An 18,356-nucleotide genomic window follows, 5' to 3' on the forward strand; every position below is an offset into this window, starting at 1 on the left:
GCATCAGGAGCACCCTCTTGTTTTTGCGTCATTTTTTGTTTTCCGGAATCAGCTGGTTCAGGACCAGTGTCGCCAATGCTCCCACCGTGATGTTGGACGAGAGGATATAGCCGACAAAGTCAGGGGCCCCCTGCAGCGCATCCTTGGGCAGCACGGTCACAGCGATGGTGAGCAGAATCGGCAGACCGATCACCATCATATTGCGGTCGTTTAGGGAGATATGCTGGATCACTTTCATCCCGTTGGTGACGATCGCGACGCAGACGATGCCAAAGATGCCGTTAATCACGGGCTCCGGAATGCAGGTGATCGCGGCAGACAGCTTAGGCACCAGGCCCAGGGCGATCAGAATCAATCCTCCTGCCATGATCGCCATCCGGCTGGCTACGCCGGTGACGGCAAGCAGACCCGCATTGGAGGAATACCCCCGGGCTGAAATCGACGCCTCCGAAAAACGAGGCGGTGACGGTACCAACAAAGATGGCGATCAGCACCGAGACGAGACGGAAAAAGGTTCCCGCTTTCCCTGTTTTCTGTCCGAGCAGCATGCAGGCGACGAGGACCGCCGCGGATACCGCTGCGACCAGACTGTTCGCGGGGCATCCGTTCCGATAAAATCGCGATCTTTCAGCCCGACCCGGACGGCAGCGGCCAGTCCAAGCATGTGTATTACACCTATGAAATCATGCGTCCCCTGTCCGTAAAATTCACCAAGCGGGACCGGGAAACCGGCAACCTGATGTCCATCCTGCTCACCGTATGTCCGACCGAAGAAGGAAAAACCGTCGCCTACGGCGTGCTTGCCTTCAACTACGACACGGGAACCTCTGGTCTACACCAGGAGCTTGCCCTCTTTCATGATCAGCGTCCCGTCTGCATACACATCCGGGGCTTTTACGACCAAATCGATATGCACTCCGGCCGCAATCGTGCCGCCAAAGGTATTGTTGCTGCCAAAAGCGACGTGGATCGTGCCGTATACCTTTTCGTCCTCCAGCACCACACCGGTAATCCGGGCTTTGTCATTGGTCCCGATGCCGAATTCGCCCAGCAGGCGGCCGTCGCCATCGCCGAGGATGTTGAGAAGCCGGTCAGCGGCGCCGCCCTCAGCCTGGACGATGCGTCCGTCTTTGACGGTCAAAAGAAGCGGACTGTCAATCTTTCCGATTCCCGCGATGGAGCCATCCACGACGATCTGTCCCTCGGCAGTCCCCTCCAGCGGCGCGATGTAGGCTTCACCGGAAGGCAGATTGCCCGACTCACCCGGGTTGACATAGACCCCCGTGCTAGGAATGCCTCTTCTCCCCTGCGTAGAAAAGCGAAGCGCTTTTCCTTCCTTTTCGATGCGAATCTCACTTCCCTGAGTCAACAGCTCGGCCACCTTTTCCGTCAAGGCTTTCACCTCGGAGTAATCAGCGGTGATCGCTCCTTCCAGGAACATGTCCTCGGTGATGGACGGCATCGTCGCAAGGCGGGTGCCGTTTGCAGCCGCTTCCTTGCGCGCCTTGGTATGGGTGAGCGAATGCTGGGTGACGCAGACGACTACATCCGCGTGCTTCATCGCCTGACTGATAGACTCGGGCGGCTCCTGCCCCGATTTTTCGCGCTCGTTCATGACGGCCAGCATCGCTTCCGCGCCGAGCTGACGGCCCGCTTCCCAGAGCGCCTCGCCCAGCTCCCGCTTGGCATCGTCGGCCACCACCAAGAAGGACTCTCCCGCCTTTAGCGCCATGCAGTTGGTCAGAATTCCCTTACTGACTTCGATCAGCTTCATTTCAAATTCAACCCTTCCTAAATCATTTCGGACACCAATTTCGCCATCATAGCATTGGATAGGATGACCGGCAATCCGGTCAGCGCCGAGACGATTTCTCTCGCTTTTTCAGTATAGCCCATGCAGTCCAGGATGACGATGTCCGCTTGTTCCTTCAGTTCGGCACAAGCCGCCCGAAAGCTCCCTTCGTCTTCCTCATACGGCGATGCCGCCGCAAATACGGGAAAAAGTTCATGCTGATGATACTTTTCTTTCAGCGTTTCCTTTTGCTCTTCCAGCGGCAGGAGAACACCCAGCCGCTTGCCTTTTGTCATCGCCGCCAGCGTCGGCGGAATCACTTGATCCGGTTCGATCAAAAATGCTTTTTCTGCGGCCAGACCCGGAAAAACTCCTGTGCAAAGGAGCAGGATCGTCTGGATGCCGCTTTGTTCCATCCCCCGGATCTTCTCCTGCAGAATTGGCTGGATTTTTTCCCGCGACATGACGGCCGCCTCTCCGCTCGCCATCCGGGAGGTCAATACATACTCTCCGTCTCCGGGGGATAGCCTCTCCGCTACCTCCTGCGCGCTCAATCCGTCCAATACACCGGCCTGCACCAGCTCGGCCCGTCCGGCGAGATACGTCTCGATCATCGGGGCCACGTCCGGGCGCGGAGCTTGTCCGATTGTAATCATCCCCAAGCGTTTCACGCACATACTCCTCCTTAGAAAAAGGCAAGGGGAAGCTCCCCTCGCCTGTTGTCTTATTTGCCCAGCGTCTGCAGCACTTTCATCGAGCCGTACAGCGACGTGATCCGCGCGAATTCCTCGGCATCGTAGAAGCGGCAAGTGCCGTTGGTGAATTCCTTCGCTACCTCGACCGCGTATTTGACGGCGAGGGCGATATCGACCTCATGGCTGGCCCCCGTGCCGCAGCCGGGAACTGCGGACTGAGCCGTAACCGCCAGCCCGACGACAGGCGCATCTGTCGCTACGCAAGGCTGCACGATGCTGTTGATATGGTAGAGATCGTTTCCGTATGGAGTGATATCCTGCATCGTGACCGGGAAGGTGACCGGAAGCTGGCCGCTCGTCATCTCCATAATTCGCAGGAGATCGTCGCTGATTCGCAGGATGTAGCCCTCTTTGATCGTTGCCGAGATGGCAATTCCTTTGTGGTTGATCACTTTGTTGCCCTTTGTCGTGTCGATCGAGAGGATGGCTTCCATCTCAGGTACGACTTCATACTTGTTCATGGTCAGGATGTCGACAGGCGAATCCATGAAGTCTACCGGTTCATGCGGGCGAGTCGGCGCATCCGGGCAGATATGGGTGGTGATGATCACATCGCCTTTGAGGACGTCGCCCTGCTTCTGCATGTCGGCCAGCTTGAGTGCGCTGGCTACCGCCGCGACGGCGCCGTCCGCGTCGGATACAATCCCGATCCGGCTCGGGCGCGCTCCGATGCCGCCCAATCGTCCGATGATGCCAAAGGTAGGAGCGTTGCCCCCTTTGGATTTCCCTTCGCTGCCGGGGATGACGATCTTGACGAAGTCGGTGCTGCCTTTTTCCCCCGTCACGGTCTGGACCGTTACTTCTACATTTTCATAACCGTCAAACAAGCTTTTGATCTTTTCTCCATTTACATACGCACTATCCATCGTTTCAAAAACAGTGATGGTTTGTTTCAACGACATGATGATCCCTCCGTCTTCGTTGTCTAAAAGTATCAGGTCTTATCTTAGAGATAGGGCAAAATCGATTTGCCAATCACATCTTCGATCGGTCCCAGCAAGTCCTTGTTTCGCATCGTGGTACTGAGGATCAATTTTTCGGCTGGCACATGAATGACCGCGACCGCTTGTCCTTTTTCAATCTCCGCCGTCACGACCGGGCGCGCTGTGCGGGCATCCAGCGTCATGATCAAGTCGGGAAAAGTAGCCACCCGATTGCCGTCTATCTCCAGCGTCATGTATTCATTCCAGAACGTCATCTCCGCCGTGCCGACAACGATTCGGCCCACATCAAAGCCACCCGTGGTTTCCAGCGCGCATTCGCGCACATCTCCTTCGGCGACGACCCGTCCGCCCAGTGTGTCGCAGACAGCCGCGATCGCCGCCTCTCCCCGATTGGCCAAAAGCGCTTCGCCTACCGCGATGGCCTGGCGGATACCGCCGGGCGCACCGTTTGCTCTGGCGTAGGCGACCGTGACCGGATTGCGGGCTACCGCTACCAGGCCCCCTGCCTCGACGGACAGCTTTCTGACCATCGAGGCTGCCTTTTCGATGGTAGAGGAGACGCTCATCTCCACATACCGCTCGCCTTGCCCGCCTACAGCAGCTTGATGAGAGACGTATCCCGGCAGCTCGTGCAGGTTTAATGCCCCCATCGTCCCGGTCGGGTGCGCACGGCCGTTGCACGGCAAATCGACCACAGGAAGACCGGTCACCGCTGCCTGGAACCAGCCGTTTACGCTGGTCCCTGCACCGTTTTCATTGGTATGAATGCCGCTGATCGGCTTTTTCAGCTTTTCGGACAAAAGCTCCAGTGCCCGCACATAGTGCATCGGCTTGAGAAATTTATCCTTGGCGGCTGGTGCCCCGACGAGCGAGACCGTAACGAGCAGATCGTCTTCGGCCATTTCGTCATCGGTCACCAGCACAGGCTGGCCGACCTCCAAAGCTAGCCGCCCGATCTGCAGCCCGTCTTCGATCCAGCCGCCTCCGCCTCCGCCGAGCACAGCCCCGCCGTATACGGCAGCCTCCATCATCCGTTCATCCAAGCGGATTTTTGCCATGTGAACTCCTCCTATTTCTGGCTGAATTTAAACATGGAGCTAAAGAAGCTGTAAATTGCATCCCCGGCAATAAAACCGGCCGCGAGAATGCCCATCGAACTCTCCGCCTCTTTGCCTTTTACCTTCAGAACGATCATTCGGATCAGAATACCGGCCAGAACCGCCCAACCGGCACCCGGATTCATAATCAACAGACCGGTGGCAAACAGGACGCCCAGCTGGCGGCTGGGTCCGCCCACAAATTGCAGGATGGCACCGGGAATGGCCCACAGCAGCAGTTGTTTGGCTACTTCCGGCGAAGCGCCCGCTTCGATCGTCTTCACATATACCGCGTCTACCGGCGGCACCAGACCCTGGGCAAAGAAGCCCTGGTACGTGAACATCACCGTGATCAGCGCCACGCCAAAGGCAATCATCCCGGTGACGTACTGCTGTTTGCGGCCGTTCAGTTCAAATTCCTTGTCCTGCCCGTTGCCGCGGAGAATATACCCCGTCTTGAGATCGTAGCCCATGTCGGCAAAAGCAGGGCCTGTCGCCACGCTAAAACCGACCAGCAGGGCCAGCGCGACCGGCGGAAAGCCGATCAACAGGCCGATGATCAGCGTGATCAGGGCCACCGCAAAGGCAGGGAACCAGCCCGAGTGCATCGCGGCGATCCCGACGATCAGCTCATGGACATAAGCGGCAAAAGCGGCGAAGATCAAAAAGCCGATAAACATGCCCGGCGACATTTCGGTGATCAGTCCGCCCGTGATCGCGAGGATCAACGAAATAATCAAGTAGGCGACAAAACCGAGACCCAACGTGCGAGTGGTCTGCTTGTCCGGCGTGGTATACGTTTCGGAAGAATCGTCGCCAGCCGTACCTGCCGCAGACGCTTTCGCAGTCCCGCCCGCTTTGGTTTTTCCTTTCATAATGACCATCGTGACCTGAATCAGTGCGACGACACCGGCCCCGATCATGAAGCCGTGCGGGATAAAGACGGTGTTCACATCCACACCGAACAGCGGCACCGAATATTGACGAAGCAACAGACCGATCCCAAACATGGACAACGCCCAGATATTCCCGATGAACGCCACCCCGAAGGCGGACATGGAGACGCCGAGCCAGGAGCCGAGCAGTCCGCTTGCCGTACCGATGCCGAGCAGGGCCGCATCGACAAACATGGCCAGAGCGGCACCGATCAGCATCGGCATAATCAGCTCGGGCTTTCCCATCACGAACGGAATGCCGATCGGGATGAGCAGGCTGTTGGCCGCCCCGAACGTCGCGGAAGAGATCGACGTCTGCACCAGATTTTGACGATGAACCGATTTGTACTTGGAAAAAAGGGTGATTGGCAAACGGGCGATAAGCATGGCAATCAATGCCCCGATAATAGCTGTGTTTGGCGTGATGCCGAGCGAGGTCACCAGTTGCATCCCGATCACCGCACCGATCACTGCCGTAACAATATTGAGAATCAACGCAAAAGGCTCAAAAATGGAAGGGTGTTTTTCCTTTTTTGTCTTTTCGCCGTTCATGCTGCTCATTGAAATACCCCCCTTTGGGTTAAAGAATGCGTTGCAGATACGTCTGTATCTCTTCTTTTGCCGCCTGCAGCACCTCGAGTGCATGCGGCACTTTTTCAGCGGGCATCCGGTAATCCGGACCCGCTATGGTCAGCGAAGCCGTTACTTTCCCGTCCGAGGCAAACAAAGGCACGGCGATTCCGAACACATTGTCCGTATACTCGCTGACGGAGTACGCCCAGCCTTGCTCTCTGATCCGGGACAGGTCGTCCAGCAGCCGTTCCTCGCTTTGGATGGTATGCGCCGTTTTGGCAAGCAAGCCTTTCCCGATGATGGCAGTCTGTACATCCGGCGGCAGATAGGCCATGATCACCTTGTTCGAGGCACCCGCGTACAGCAGCGTCCGGGTACCGACCGAAAATGCGTATTTGACCGCTTGCTGACTCTCGGCGATCTCCAGGCAGATGCCCTCCGTGCCATCCAGCCAGGTTAAGAAGACAGATTCGCGGGTCGCATCGGCGGTCTTTTTCATCACCGGGTAAATCAACTGGGTCATATCCAGATTGTCCCGGAGAATGGAACCGTACTCCAAAAAGGCGAAGCCCAGCTCGTACTTTTTCGTTTTGGCTTCCTGTCTGACAAATCCGTAGCGCTCGTACGTGGCGTGAATCCGGTACACGACGGTATGACTCACATGCATCTCTTTGGCCAGTTCACGAACGCCCCATTGCCGTTTTTCCCTGGTAAAATACGTGAGCAGATCCAGTGCGTTATCCAGCGTCTTTAGCATGCTTGTCCACCTTCTCTGTTTCTGTTAACGAACCACTGGTTCGCTCTGAGAGCAAACCCCCTCCCATTTGTCGAATAATTTGTACTCGAAAGGTAATTCCCACTATAACAAAAACGGGTCTTTTCCCCCTATGGGAAGAGACCCAAAAGAAACGGCATATTTTTTGGCGGCCTCACAAACGGTCCGTATCCTCCGCCAGCTCTCTCAGCTTCCATGCTCTCATCGCCAAATCGAGACGAAATCTTGTTTCCGCATCATGGAGATCGACGCCGAGAACTTCCTCCACTCTCTCCAGGCGGTACAAGACCGAGTTGCGGTGGATAAACAGCTCCTCGCCCACCTTTTTGGTTTGCCCGCCTGAACGCAAAAAGGATGCGAGCGTGGTTAACAGCTCCGTCCCGTATTCCCGGTCATAGGCGACAAGCGGCTCGATAAACATCCGGGACATGGAGGCCAGAGACGGGTGGTCGGCTGCCTCCTCCAAGAGATCCTCCACCAGGATGTCTTCAAAATGGACCACCGGCTGACCCGGACGCATGAGGCGGCCGATTCGCAGGGCCCGCTTTGCTTCGCGGTAGCTGTCCGGCAGATCTTCGAGACGCTCCCGGAGGCAGCCGATGCCGCAGCGCCAGCTTGCCCCCTCCTTTTCGCCGCCCCAGCCGGTCAGCTCTTCCAGATCCCCGACCGCCTCTTCTCTTTGCTCCGCCACATCCTGCGTGGAGGTGCTGCAGATGACCGCGATTTTCTCGTGGATCAGGACGCCTTTTCTGCTTTGATTCTCGCCGCGGTTGATCTCCTCCAGCAGTTTTAATAGCCGCTCTTCCTTCTGCTGTGGCGGGAGCTCCTCCTCCGCCAGCTCCAGCATGACCACATACCGGCGTGCGCCATGCGGCATGCCCACTTGCCTGGCCCGGTGGCGCAACAGCTCCTCCTGCCCTGCCGTCCCCGACAAAAGCTCGACGAGAAAAGATTCCTGCTCGCGTTCGCGCTGAAGCTGCAGAGATTGCCGGATCGTATATTCGATGGCGAGAATCGTCACCGCCTGCTCCAGACACATTTGCGCATAGCGATCCTGCTCCTCGATGGTCCGCGTCACCGCCAGATAACCGACGACCCGGTTATTGACCTGAATGCTCCGCCTCTCCTTGATCGATTCCGGCAAAAAGCGGGGCGTGCTGCTCTCCACGTCTCCGTCCAGATTGAGCACGGCCACATCGCAGTGGAGCAGCTGCCCCAGCAGCACGACCAGCTCTGGCTCCTCCGGTTCAGCACCAGCTGGGTAAACTGCTGGCTGACCTCTTGTACCCCCTTCATGACCGTGACCTGCCGGTTCAGGATGTTTTCCATGACCGAATGCGTGAGGTCGATGGAAGGAATTTCTGCCGGAATGTCGATCAGCGGGATGCGGTACCGGTCACTTTTTCGCAGGGCCTCCTCCGGGATTTCCTGCAAAAAACGCTTGGTCTTGATCGCAATGGCCGCTCCTTTGACCCGGTGCATCTCGTCCAGGAGGCGGCATAGGAGATAAGGTTCATGGCGAAACGAGTAGCCGGTCGAGATGATCAGCTCATTGGGGCGGAGCCAGCCCGTCAGATCCGGTATCTCCATGCTGTCGACATAGTAGATTTCATTTTTCAGCCCCTCGATGCCGGCGATAATGGTTGCCCCCTGAAAAGCGGACAGCTGCAATAACTGTTCGACCGTAAACGGTTCTTTGCCCACGTTCTTCCGCTCCCTTGTTTAACCTTCTTGCTACCATCTTACCCTTTTCTGCGTTCGGTGAAAAAGGAGCGATCCGAAACGGGAGTCTCCGCGTTTCCTTATTCCGACTCTCCCGCTCCGGTCGTGACGACCTCATCATGACGCACCAGCTCCAAAAAGATCTCGAGCGCTTTGGTGCGGAACGGATTTGCCTGGGTAACCAGTGAAAACTTCCGCCGGATGGGCATCTCCGGGTGCCTGATGATGGTCAGTGTGCCCAGCTTCAGCTCTTTGCGGATCGCCCAGGTAGACAGCAGACTTACGCCCAGGCCCGCCTCCACCGATTCTTTGATGATCTGTGTGCTGCCGAATTCCATCAAGCTCTCCGGACGGAAGGCGAGCCTGTCAAACATCTTGTCTGCCGCTTCCCGGGTTCCCGACCCTTCTTCCCGGACAATCCACGTCTCCTCCTCCAGCTCCGGGATCGCCGCCGAATCCCGCCCGGCCAGCCGATGAGCCGGAGAGGCGATGATCTGCATCTCATCATCCGCAAACGGCTCGATACTCAGCTTGTCGTCCCGGCATTCCCCCTCGACGATCCCCACGTCCAGCTGACGGTTTTGGACCAGCTCGACGATCTCCTTCGTATTGTGGATCGAGATGCTGGGCCGGATCAGGGGATAGCGCTCGCGCATGCGGGCAATCACGTGGGGCAGTACGTACTCTCCGAACGTATAGCTGGCCCCGATCACCAGATTGCCGCTTGGGGTATGCAGAAGATCATTGACCAGATCTCGCATGCGCCCGTGCAGCCCCAGGATTTCTTTGGCATGATGGTAGACGATCTCTCCCGCCTTGTTCAGGCGAACGTATTTATTGTTCCGCTCCAGCAGACGGGTGCCGAGCCCTCGTTCCAACGCCTGGATCTGCTGGCTTACCGCCGGCTGCGTCATGTGAAGCTGCTCCGCTGCACGGGAAAAGCTGCCTTTTTCTGCGACGGTGACAAAGACAAGCAAAGACTGATCCATCTCGCGGTGACCTGCCTCCCTGTTCTTTTTCTTCATTCCTCATGGTTTCATTATACTGTTTTCCTTATCTACTCTATCACAATGATTTATTTTTCTTATATACAAGTTTCCCTTATGCTGAAAGTGGTTGGGAACATCGCACGTACCATACTGCAACGGAGTTGAATGCTATGCGAACACCATGGAAACAGCCGGCAGGAGAGCGGCCGCAGGACGCCGTCGCCGCTGCGCTTCCTGCCAAAGCAGGCCAAACCCCGTCCTCCCGCCATTGGCTCCTGGGCGTCGGGTTTACCTTTGTCGTCGCGATCCTCGGCTACGCACTGGCGCAAATTCCCGGCTTTGACCGGGTAGGACAGCTGGCCTGTGCGATTCTGATCGCCATCGCCTACCGTCAAATCTGGGGGTACCCGGAATCGATTCGCTCCGGCATTCAGTTTTCCGCCAAGCGCCTGCTGCGTTTGGCGATTATTCTCTACGGCCTCAAGCTGAATATCAACGTCGTTTTGCATGAGGGGCTGGGGCTATTGCTCTACGATGCGGGCGTAATCGTCTTTGCCATCGGCCTTACTTTGCTGATTGCCAAGAGCCTTAAAGCCGATATGTCCTTATCGATGCTGCTCGGCGTCGGGACCGGGGTCTGCGGAGCTGCCGCCATCGCCGCCGTCTCGCCGATTATTAAGGCGAAGGATGAAGACACGGCCATCGGCGTCGGAATCATCGCACTGGTGGGCACGGTTTTTGCCGTCGCCTATACCCTCGTAAGACCGCTCTTGCCGCTGTCGCCTCTCGAATACGGCACCTGGTCCGGGGTGAGTCTTCACGAAATCGCGCATGTCGCGCTGGCAGCCGCTCCCGCAGGAGATGACGGGCTGGCGATCGGTTTGCTGGCCAAATTGGGACGCGTCCTGCTTTTGGTTCCGCTCTGTTTTCTCCTGATGGTCTGGATGAAAAAAACCGGCAAGGTGGAGGGCGCAGCCAAAATTGAATTTCCCTGGTTTTTGATCGGCTTCATCGCGATGAGTGTGATCGGCAGCTACGTGCTGGGCGGTCTCATCCCCGTCTCCGACAGCTTCCACAGTTCAGTCGCCAGCTTGACCACCTTTGTCCTGACGATGGCGATGGTCGGCCTCGGGCTCAACGTAAACCTGCGCGACATGCGCACCAAGGCCGCGAAGCCGCTGATCGCGATGGCCGTCACCTCTGTCCTGCTGTCGGGTCTGACGTTCCTGCTCGCAATCGTATAAATTCCAGGGTCCAGCCTCGGTTCGGCTTTTCTCTGATTCGTGATATGATGGAGGGAGGATGATCCGTCTACGGGGAAAAGTACGGACGACGAGGTGAAACGGAATGCTTACACTGGAGCGGATTACGGGCGGCTACACGGCTGCCAGGCCCGCCATTCACGATATATCTTTTACCGTTCAGGCCGGCGAAATCGTCGGCTTGATCGGTCTCAACGGTGCAGGAAAAAGCACCATCTTAAAGCATGTTCTCGGCTTTTTGCAGCCGACATCCGGCTCGATCTCCTTCGCCACGGATAAGGAGCCGCTGATCGCTTACGTACCGGAGACCCCGGAGCTGTATGAGGAGCTGACCCTCTGGGAGCATCTGCAGTTCATGGCCCATGCCTACCAGCTGGAGGACCAGCAATTTGAGGAGCGTGCCCGGCAGCTCCTGGATTTGTTTCGGCTGACAGCCAGAGCGGATCACTTTCCCGGCTCTTTTTCCAAGGGCATGCGGCAAAAAGTGATGATCCTCTGTGCCTTTCTCGTCAAACCGGATGTGCTGGTCGTCGACGAGCCTTTTGTCGGCCTCGACCCGCTGGCGACCGAGACGCTGCTTGACCAGCTGACCGCACTGAAAAAAGAAGGGACCGCGATTTTGCTGTCCACGCATGTACTGGCCTTGGCCGAAACCTATGTCGATCGCTTTGTCGTCGTACACGAAGGGAAGATCGCCCTCCACGGCACCCTCGCCCAGATGCAGAGCCAGGCCCAGCTTCCCCAGGCTTCTCTGGACCAGCTTTTCCTGGCTTGCGTGCGAGGTGTGCGGCCATGACGGTTGATCGGCTATTTGCCGCCCGTTTGCAGGCGGCCTGGCATACAGGCATGGGCTGGGCCAAGCGGGCCGTCTCCGGCAGCAATTCGCTGGGGCTGGTCGTGCTTTATTTTTTGGCCGCCTATCTGTATACCCAAACGGCGGAGTCTCTCGCCCCCCGTCTGTGGACACAGCTGGCGGCTGCTCTGTTGACGGCTGCGGTCGTGGCGCCTGCGGCCGTCCGGACTTTCCTGCGCAATGCCGACCTGGCCTTGCTGGCCCCTTCTCCCTATCCGATGGCGGCCTATTTGCGCACTGCCTTTTTCTATAGTCTGCTGGTACAAGCGGCCGGCATGCTGCTGCTCGCAGTGATCGTCCGCCCGGTCTACGAGGCGACGGCCAAGGCTCCCGGCTCGTGGCTGGTGCTGGCTGCTTGCCTGATTTTTTTGAAAGCCTGGAGTCTGGATTTGCACTGGCGGCACCTGCGCCTTCATCGCGGCTCGCTGATGCCGCTGCTCATCCGCTGGGCGGTCATTTCACTGTTCCTGTTCGGCTTTTGGACCGGCAGCCTGATTTCCCTGGGAAGCGCCCTTTTGGCCATGGCGATCCTGACGGGAGAGGCGGCCGTGCATGCTGCGCGCTATCATCTGCCCTGGCCGGTCCTGATGGAGAAGGAAAACAAGCGGATTGACCTTTACTACAGCATCCTGAACATGTTCATCGACGTTCCTCACAAGCGCAAAAAGATTCGCGGCAGAAGCTGGGCCGTCCGCCTTTTCGATAAGCTGACAGGTGCCAAACAGAATGCCTACCTCTTCCTTCTCGTTCGCCATGTGCTGCGGACGGGCGAGACGTTTTCCATCTACCTGCGGCTGTCCGCAGTGACCTGGGTGATCCTGGCCTGGGCCCAGTCACACCTGCTCCTGTATACGCTCTGCCTGGCCAGTCTGGCTGCCGCCGGCAAACAGGTGACCCAGCATATGCGCACCATTGTCCATCCGCCGGCGATTCGCCTCTTGCCGATCTCGCCCGGCCAAAGACAAAAAGCAGCGAGGCGCCTGTGTCTCTCGCTGTTGTGGCTTTTGACGGCGGGCATTGCCGCCATCCTGTTCAGCAAAACGGCACCGCTCCCCGATAAACTGGCCCTCACGGCGATCTGCCTGATCTGGTCGGTGCTGCTGACCCATTTCTATTTACGCGGAAAGCCCGCGCTGTCTACAAATCGTATCCCTCTAAAACGCTGAAAAATCGCTTCAGAAATTCGCAAAACAGCTTCTCCGTGGGCGGCAATTCCCGGTCGGCAGGGATGATCAAGCCCACGGTGCGCGTCACATTCGGCTCCGTAACCGGGATCGTCACCGTGTTGCGGGGCCGATTGTCGGTCAGCGTAATTTCGGGAAGCAGCGTGACCCCGAGTCCGGCGGCGACCAGCCCCTTGATCGCGTCGATATCTTCTCCCTCGAAGGAAACGGTCGGCCGAAAGCCTTGCTGACTGCAAGCATGGACGACCAAGTCGCGCAAAATAAACCCCTCCGGAAACAGGACAAATGCTTCCTCCCGCAGCTGGCTCAGCTGCAGCTTCTTTTCCTTCGCCAGCGGATGATGCGAAGGGAGCAGCGCTACGATCTTTTCCAAAAACAACGTATGGCCGATCACCTGCTTCTCGTCCTTGGGAACCGGCCCGAGGAGAGCGATGTCAATTTCCCCCTTGATCACGGCATCGATCAAAGAGCGGTACGACCCTTGCCGCAGATGGAACTGCACATGCTCATGCTGCTCGCGAAAAGCGGAGATGACCGTAGGCAGCGTATAGGCGGCCAGGCTGCTGGGAAAACCGATGCGGATCGTGCCTCTCTCCGGATCGAGAAACTCCTCGATTTCCCGCTTGGCCTTGTCGATGACTTTCATCGCCTGCATCATATGATCCAGGAACACCTTGCCGATCGGCGTCAACCGCACATTCCGCCCGTCCCGGATGAACAGATCGACGCCCAGCTCCGCTTCCAGATTGACGATCTGCCTGCTCACGGCAGACTGTGCGACATGAAGCGCATGGGATGCTTCCGTCACGTGCTCCCGCTTGGCTACCTCGATAAAATACTGGATCTGCCTGAGTTCCACCGGCGACTCCCCTCCTCTCCCGTTCATTCATCTCATTTCGGCATTAATTTCATCTACATTCTATATTGTTTCGATCAATTCTAAAAGCGTAAAATGTTCTCATAAACGAAGTCCGCATCTGGTCAAAAGTTGATTCACCCATTTGCGCCGCATATGCAGAGAGAGTTATGGAAAGATTCTGAAATAGAGAGGGAGAGAGCCAATGGCTATCACACAGGAGGTTTTACAAAGCGCAGGAGAAAACCTGAATCCGTATGAAATCGTGCAGACACAGATTGAAACAGCTGCAGCGTTGCTGGGATTGGAGCGCGGGGTCGTCGAGATCTTGAAAAAACCCAAACGGGTCATGTACGTCTCCTTTCCGGTCAAGATGGATGACGGCAGCGTTCGCGTATTTGAAGGCTATCGTTCGCAGCATAACGACGCGATCGGGCCGACAAAAGGGGGCATTCGCTTCCACCCCGACGTCACCATGGACGAGGTCAAAGCTCTGTCGATGTGGATGACATTCAAATGCGGCGTGGTCAGCCTGCCGTACGGCGGCGGCAAAGGCGGCGTCATCTGTGATCCGCATGAGTTCAGCAAGGGAGAAATTGAGCGCATCAGCCGCGGCTTCATGGAAGCAATCGCCGAGATCGTCGGTCCGGATAAAGACATCCCTGCCCCGGACGTCTACACCAATCCGCAAATCATGGGCTGGATGATGGATACGTTCAGCCGCATCAAAGGCGCCTACAGCCCGGGCGTCATTACCGGCAAACCGCTGATCATCGGCGGCTCCAAAGGACGCAGCGAAGCCACGGCACGCGGCTGTGTCTATACCATCGAAGAAGCGCTGAAGGATATGGGCAAACCGCTGCAAAACGCCACCGTCGCCATCCAGGGCTTCGGCAATGCCGGCCGGATCGCAGCCGATCTCTTGTCCGGTTTGGGCTGCAAGATTGTGGCCATCAGCGATTCCAAAGGGGCCCTCTACAACCCTGCCGGACTGGATCTGGCCGAAGTGGAGCGCTTGAAGGATACCTCGTCCATCCTGGACTACGACTCGCGCTACCATCTGCAAAATCGGGAGGCGCTGCTGGAGCTGGATGTAGACATTCTCGTGCCGGCCGCACTGGAAAATGTGATTACCCGGAAAAATGCACATAAAATCAAAGCGCGCATCATCGCGGAAGCCGCAAACGGCCCGACGACCCCAGACGCTGACAAGGTGCTGCATCAAAACGGCACCCTGGTCATCCCGGACATCCTGGCCAATGCAGGCGGCGTGACCGTCTCCTACTTCGAATGGGTGCAAAACCTGATGAATTACTATTGGAGCGAGGAAGAGGTCAACCAGAAGCTCCGCGATGTGATGACGCAGTCCTACCGCGCTGTTCGCAGCATCGCCCAGGAATACAACACCGATTTCCGCACAGCTGCCTACATGATCTCGCTGAAGCGCATCGCTGAAGCCATGAGAGCGAGAGGCTGGGTCTGATCGACTCGGCCCTTTTCCACCATGGAAGTCTGACATGGTCCCGCCAGGCCAGTGTCCAGACATCCGCCACAAACGAAAAAAGCCGTCTCGCATGAATATGCTGAGCGGCTTTTTTGGTCGTCAGGTATTTATAAAATTGTACTGTCGACATCAGCGCTGCCCTCGCTTCGCCAGCGCCAATAGGCTTGGCTCAGCCAGGCATCGAATCGGGGATAGGGACTATAGACTAGTCGCGGTCTCTGCCCCAAGCCCGATCTCTGCTGGTGTCCCGCTCTCTTCTGCCTCGAGGGTTGACCGGCGGTCTGCCTTTTCCTTGTCCGGCTCTCGCAAAACCGCCGCCGCCCCCGCGCTTTGCGGCTCCTGGACGCGGGCCTCTTCCACGGGACTGATCCGTGAATTTCTTCTTGCCGACGCGGAGAGGGGCTTCCTCTGTCAAGCGGACTGGCGTCGTGTCCGGCTCTTTGGTCAGCATCTTCAACGCGGCGGCGACCAGCGAAACGGAGTCGACGTCATCGAGAAGCTGCTCGGCCAGCGATTTGTACATCGTCAGACCATCGCTGCCGACCGTCTCCATCAATTTTTCCACCGTGAGGCGCTGTTGCCCTTCGATCGCTTCGGCGAGCGTAGGCACAGGCCTTCTCTCCATCTTGCGGTTGGTTGTCTTTTCGATATAGCGCAGATGGTCGATTTCACGCGGGGTGACCAGCGTGATCGCCAGACCGGTTTTGCCTGCCCGTCCCGTACGGCCGATGCGGTGGACATAGCTCTCCGAGTCCTGCGGGATGTCAAAGTTGTAAACATGCGTCACGCCGCTGATATCCAGACCGCGTGCGGCTACGTCCGTCGCGACCAGCACCTCGATCGTCCCTTCCTTGAACTTGCGCAGGACGCTGTCCCGTTTCGCCTGGTTCAAGTCGCCGTGAATGCCTTCCGCTCCGTAACCCCGCTTGTTCAATGCCTCCGACAGCTCATCTACGCGCCGCTTGGTTCTGCCGAAGATGATCGCCAGATCGGGCGAGTGAATGTCCAGAAGACGGCACAGCACGTCGAACTTCTGCTTCTCCGGGACCTCCATGTAATGCTGCACGATGTTGGGTACCGTCAATTCTTTGGCCTTGATCGAGATGGTCACCGGATCCTTCATAAAGTTGCGGGCGATCTCCTGAATCGGACGCGGCATCGTCGCCGAAAACAGCAGCGTTTGCCGTTCCTCCGGCATCTCTTTCAGGATCGCCTTGATGTCATCCACAAAGCCCATGTTCAGCATCTCGTCCGCTTCATCGAGAACGACCATTTCCACTCCCTGGAGGCGAATGGTTCTGCGGTTCATGTGGTCCATGAAACGGCCCGGCGTTGCGACGATAATCTGCGGATGCTTCTTCAGCGCCCGGATCTGCCTAGTGATATCCTGGCCGCCGTAGATCGGGAGCGCCGTAATCCTTTTGACGTTGCCGATCTTGTTCAATTCCTCTGCGACCTGAACGGCCAGTTCCCGGGTAGGGGTCAGGACGACAGCCTGGATCTGTTCCTTTTCGCCGCTCACTTTTTCCACTAGCGGAATTCCGAAAGCCGCGGTCTTCCCTGTACCGGTCTGGGCCTGACCAATTAAATCCTGCCCCTGCAATACGACTGGAATCGTCTCCTCCTGAATCGGAGTCGCTTCCTCAAAGCCCATGTCACTCAGGGCGCGGGTCACCGAATGATGGAGCCCAAATTCATAAAATGTTGCCAATGCACGTCAATCTCCTTTACGACAATATACAGTACCAACTACTTAAAATGACCGAAAAAGAGGGCTGTATTCCTTGAATTGGAATCAGCCCTCTTATCCTTATTTATCAGAAGGATTTACAGCTTGTTTACGTTAGCTGCTTGTGGTCCGCGGTTGCCTTCCACGATGTCGAATTCTACGCTTTGTCCTTCTTCCAGGCTTTTGAAACCATTGCCTTGGATAGCGGAGAAGTGTACGAATACGTCGTCACCATCTTCACGCTCGATGAAACCAAAACCTTTTTCTGCATTAAACCATTTTACTTTTCCGATCACGATTGTTGCCTCCTCATGTAAACAATTGATAAAAAGCAAGAAACCCTTGCAAACCGTTTCCGCTTGAAACCCCATGCATGAGGCCGCAAAATCGTTCCCGGGTATTCATGTCTTTTTAACATACATCATATCATAACACCATTTGCGCAAATAAGCAAACACTACAGACCCTTATTTGTGGCAATTGGGAACACTTTCCTCAAGGGTTGTCGACACCGCTTTCCAAAAAATAACGGCTATTTTGTGACATCCCGCTATTTACAAGTTGTTCTGGTTGAATAATCGGACAAATAATCATAAACTTATATAGTGAAAGGCAGATATGAAGGAGATGAGGTTATTCTCATGAAAAAATTGTTGATGCTGCTGATGGCTTTTGCACTCGTATTCGCTCCCGGCGGGCTGGATGTCGATCACGCTGATGCCAAAGGCTACAAATCCGGGAAGAAATCGATCGCCCCGACCAAAACCACACCGAATAAGGCGGATTCCAATGTAAATGCCACGACGAATACCAACACCAACTCGACCAATGCGACGACGCCGATGAAAAACACATCGACAGCTGCTCCGAGCAAAGGCGGCTTCATGAAAGGCCTGTTGGTTGGCGGTCTGGCTGGGCTCCTGTTTGGCAGCCTGTTTGGCGACCTCGGCATGCTCGGCTCGATCTTGGGCTTTATGATCAATGTCCTGGCCCTCGTCGTCTTGTTCGTGGTCATCCGAAAGGTGTACCTTCTCTTTAAAAACCAACGGAAAAAACAGGAATTGGATCCATGGAAAAAATAAAAATTCTGGAACAAGATATTATCAATGCGGTATGCCTGCATGTCGCAAGCAAAAAGCAGATCAAACCCGAAGAAGTTATGGTCGAGCTGATGTGGGATGAAGAGTACGGCTTCTCCGCCGAGGTGGAAGCAAACGGACGGCAGCAAATCTTCGTCGAGATCAACCTGATCGAAGCCATCCGGTACTGGCTGCAGCACTACATGAATCGCGATCCCTTCGCCGCTCGGCTCGAGCTGGTCCTCGACGACGAGGAAGGCATCATCGCCTACGCCAGCTACGGATCGTAAGCCACAAGCACCAAAAC

At 56.6% G+C, this 18,356-nt stretch carries 18 protein-coding genes and 2 pseudogenes; 7 read left to right on the forward strand and 13 right to left on the reverse strand.

Annotated features, from left to right (window positions below):
* Positions 1 to 28 precede the first annotated feature (28 nt).
* Positions 29 to 593: pseudogene (locus JD108_RS21270) on the reverse strand (solute carrier family 23 protein); the annotation flags it as partial.
* An 8-nt stretch (positions 594 to 601) separates the two neighbouring features.
* Between JD108_RS21270 and JD108_RS22490 the strand changes: the two are divergent.
* Positions 602 to 862, forward strand: a pseudogene (locus JD108_RS22490) (aromatic ring-hydroxylating dioxygenase subunit alpha); the annotation flags it as partial.
* Here JD108_RS22490 and JD108_RS21275 read toward each other — a convergent pair.
* The 9 genes from JD108_RS21275 to JD108_RS21310 all read right to left on the reverse strand — a co-directional run bounded on the left by JD108_RS21275 (position 833) and on the right by JD108_RS21310 (position 9,582).
* Positions 833 to 1,774 (reverse strand): aminopeptidase, encoded by a 942-nt coding sequence (locus JD108_RS21275; protein ID WP_198827902.1) that lies wholly within the window; start codon positions 1,772 to 1,774, stop codon positions 833 to 835. The pseudogene JD108_RS22490 and the gene JD108_RS21275 sit on opposite strands and share 30 nt — an antisense overlap.
* Positions 1,775 to 1,791: 17 nt before the next feature.
* Positions 1,792 to 2,469 carry an AroM family protein gene (locus JD108_RS21280; protein WP_198827903.1) on the reverse strand — a complete coding sequence of 226 codons (678 nt, stop codon included), beginning with the start codon at positions 2,467 to 2,469 and terminating at the stop codon, positions 1,792 to 1,794.
* A 47-nt stretch (positions 2,470 to 2,516) separates the two neighbouring features.
* Entirely contained in the window at positions 2,517 to 3,449 is a 933-nt protein-coding gene (locus tag JD108_RS21285) for a DUF1177 domain-containing protein (RefSeq protein WP_198827904.1), read from the reverse strand.
* A 44-nt stretch (positions 3,450 to 3,493) separates the two neighbouring features.
* Complete coding sequence (locus JD108_RS21290; RefSeq protein ID WP_198827905.1) at positions 3,494 to 4,549, reverse strand: S-methyl thiohydantoin desulfurase family protein; 1,056 nt, start codon at positions 4,547 to 4,549, stop codon at positions 3,494 to 3,496.
* A gap of 11 nt (positions 4,550 to 4,560) precedes the next feature.
* Positions 4,561 to 6,084: an OPT/YSL family transporter gene (locus tag JD108_RS21295; RefSeq protein WP_198827906.1), complete on the reverse strand. Its 1,524-nt coding sequence runs from the start codon at positions 6,082 to 6,084 to the stop codon at positions 4,561 to 4,563.
* A gap of 19 nt (positions 6,085 to 6,103) precedes the next feature.
* Positions 6,104 to 6,853, reverse strand: a complete 750-nt coding sequence (locus JD108_RS21300; RefSeq protein ID WP_198827907.1) for an IclR family transcriptional regulator — start codon at positions 6,851 to 6,853, stop codon at positions 6,104 to 6,106.
* 172 nt (positions 6,854 to 7,025) lie between these two features.
* On the reverse strand, positions 7,026 to 7,910 hold the full coding sequence (locus JD108_RS22495; protein WP_228728453.1) for a PucR family transcriptional regulator: 885 nt from the start codon (positions 7,908 to 7,910) through the stop codon (positions 7,026 to 7,028).
* Between the two features lie 35 nt (positions 7,911 to 7,945).
* Positions 7,946 to 8,575 carry a PucR family transcriptional regulator ligand-binding domain-containing protein gene (locus JD108_RS21305; RefSeq protein WP_228728241.1) on the reverse strand — a complete coding sequence of 210 codons (630 nt, stop codon included), beginning with the start codon at positions 8,573 to 8,575 and terminating at the stop codon, positions 7,946 to 7,948.
* 98 nt (positions 8,576 to 8,673) lie between these two features.
* Positions 8,674 to 9,582, reverse strand: a complete 909-nt coding sequence (locus JD108_RS21310; protein ID WP_198827908.1) for a LysR family transcriptional regulator — start codon at positions 9,580 to 9,582, stop codon at positions 8,674 to 8,676.
* A gap of 170 nt (positions 9,583 to 9,752) precedes the next feature.
* Here JD108_RS21310 and JD108_RS21315 point away from each other — a divergent pair, with 170 nt between their 5' ends.
* The 3 genes from JD108_RS21315 to JD108_RS21325 all read left to right on the forward strand — a co-directional run bounded on the left by JD108_RS21315 (position 9,753) and on the right by JD108_RS21325 (position 12,863).
* Positions 9,753 to 10,826 (forward strand): YeiH family protein, encoded by a 1,074-nt coding sequence (locus JD108_RS21315; protein ID WP_198827909.1) that lies wholly within the window; start codon positions 9,753 to 9,755, stop codon positions 10,824 to 10,826.
* A 103-nt stretch (positions 10,827 to 10,929) separates the two neighbouring features.
* Positions 10,930 to 11,640: an ABC transporter ATP-binding protein gene (locus JD108_RS21320; RefSeq protein ID WP_198827910.1), complete on the forward strand. Its 711-nt coding sequence runs from the start codon at positions 10,930 to 10,932 to the stop codon at positions 11,638 to 11,640.
* Complete coding sequence (locus JD108_RS21325; protein WP_198827911.1) at positions 11,637 to 12,863, forward strand: ABC transporter permease; 1,227 nt, start codon at positions 11,637 to 11,639, stop codon at positions 12,861 to 12,863. Before JD108_RS21320 ends, JD108_RS21325 begins: the two co-directional genes overlap by 4 nt.
* Here the strand turns inward: JD108_RS21325 and JD108_RS21330 are convergent.
* Positions 12,835 to 13,740, reverse strand: a complete 906-nt coding sequence (locus tag JD108_RS21330) for a glutamate biosynthesis transcriptional regulator GltC (protein WP_198827912.1) — start codon at positions 13,738 to 13,740, stop codon at positions 12,835 to 12,837. The genes JD108_RS21325 and JD108_RS21330 overlap by 29 nt on opposite strands.
* Positions 13,741 to 13,942: 202 nt before the next feature.
* On the opposite strand from JD108_RS21330, the gene JD108_RS21335 reads away from it, so the two are divergent.
* Positions 13,943 to 15,220, forward strand: coding sequence for a Glu/Leu/Phe/Val family dehydrogenase (locus JD108_RS21335; protein ID WP_198827913.1), 1,278 nt, complete (start codon positions 13,943 to 13,945; stop codon positions 15,218 to 15,220).
* A 226-nt stretch (positions 15,221 to 15,446) separates the two neighbouring features.
* Here the strand turns inward: JD108_RS21335 and JD108_RS21340 are convergent, their stop codons facing one another.
* Complete coding sequence (locus JD108_RS21340) at positions 15,447 to 16,952, reverse strand: degradosome RNA helicase CshA (RefSeq protein ID WP_323958390.1); 1,506 nt, start codon at positions 16,950 to 16,952, stop codon at positions 15,447 to 15,449.
* 116 nt (positions 16,953 to 17,068) lie between these two features.
* Entirely contained in the window at positions 17,069 to 17,266 is a 198-nt protein-coding gene (gene cspD, locus JD108_RS21345) for a cold-shock protein CspD (protein ID WP_407649383.1), read from the reverse strand.
* Positions 17,267 to 17,611: 345 nt separating this feature from the next.
* On the opposite strand from cspD, the gene JD108_RS21350 reads away from it, so the two are divergent.
* Together JD108_RS21350 and JD108_RS21355 are read left to right on the forward strand one after the other, a co-directional pair.
* Positions 17,612 to 18,052 carry a hypothetical protein gene (locus JD108_RS21350; protein ID WP_198827914.1) on the forward strand — a complete coding sequence of 147 codons (441 nt, stop codon included), beginning with the start codon at positions 17,612 to 17,614 and terminating at the stop codon, positions 18,050 to 18,052.
* On the forward strand, positions 18,040 to 18,339 hold the full coding sequence (locus JD108_RS21355) for a YxcD family protein (RefSeq protein ID WP_198827915.1): 300 nt from the start codon (positions 18,040 to 18,042) through the stop codon (positions 18,337 to 18,339). The genes JD108_RS21350 and JD108_RS21355 overlap by 13 nt, the downstream gene beginning before the upstream one ends.
* Positions 18,340 to 18,356: the final 17 nt, after the last annotated feature.

Source organism: Brevibacillus composti (assembly GCF_016406105.1).
Classification (GTDB): domain Bacteria; phylum Bacillota; class Bacilli; order Brevibacillales; family Brevibacillaceae; genus Brevibacillus; species Brevibacillus composti.

Excerpts from the sequence above, each read along its gene's own strand:
- JD108_RS21310 (WP_198827908.1), bottom strand. The coding sequence starts at position 9,582 with ATGGATCAGTCTTTGCTTGTCTTTGTCACCGTCGCAGAAAAAGGCAGC.
- JD108_RS21335 (WP_198827913.1), top strand. The coding sequence starts at position 13,943 with ATGGCTATCACACAGGAGGTTTTACAAAGCGCAGGAGAAAACCTGAAT.
- JD108_RS21315 (WP_198827909.1), top strand. The coding sequence starts at position 9,753 with ATGCGAACACCATGGAAACAGCCGGCAGGAGAGCGGCCGCAGGACGCC.
- JD108_RS22495 (WP_228728453.1), bottom strand. The coding sequence starts at position 7,910 with ATGTGTCTGGAGCAGGCGGTGACGATTCTCGCCATCGAATATACGATC.
- JD108_RS21320 (WP_198827910.1), top strand. The coding sequence starts at position 10,930 with ATGCTTACACTGGAGCGGATTACGGGCGGCTACACGGCTGCCAGGCCC.
- JD108_RS21275 (WP_198827902.1), bottom strand. The coding sequence starts at position 1,774 with ATGAAGCTGATCGAAGTCAGTAAGGGAATTCTGACCAACTGCATGGCG.
- JD108_RS21325 (WP_198827911.1), top strand. The coding sequence starts at position 11,637 with ATGACGGTTGATCGGCTATTTGCCGCCCGTTTGCAGGCGGCCTGGCAT.
- JD108_RS21290 (WP_198827905.1), bottom strand. The coding sequence starts at position 4,549 with ATGGCAAAAATCCGCTTGGATGAACGGATGATGGAGGCTGCCGTATAC.
- JD108_RS21350 (WP_198827914.1), top strand. The coding sequence starts at position 17,612 with ATGAAAAAATTGTTGATGCTGCTGATGGCTTTTGCACTCGTATTCGCT.
- JD108_RS21300 (WP_198827907.1), bottom strand. The coding sequence starts at position 6,853 with ATGCTAAAGACGCTGGATAACGCACTGGATCTGCTCACGTATTTTACC.
- JD108_RS21285 (WP_198827904.1), bottom strand. The coding sequence starts at position 3,449 with ATGTCGTTGAAACAAACCATCACTGTTTTTGAAACGATGGATAGTGCG.
- JD108_RS21355 (WP_198827915.1), top strand. The coding sequence starts at position 18,040 with ATGGAAAAAATAAAAATTCTGGAACAAGATATTATCAATGCGGTATGC.
- JD108_RS21295 (WP_198827906.1), bottom strand. The coding sequence starts at position 6,084 with ATGAGCAGCATGAACGGCGAAAAGACAAAAAAGGAAAAACACCCTTCC.
- JD108_RS21280 (WP_198827903.1), bottom strand. The coding sequence starts at position 2,469 with ATGTGCGTGAAACGCTTGGGGATGATTACAATCGGACAAGCTCCGCGC.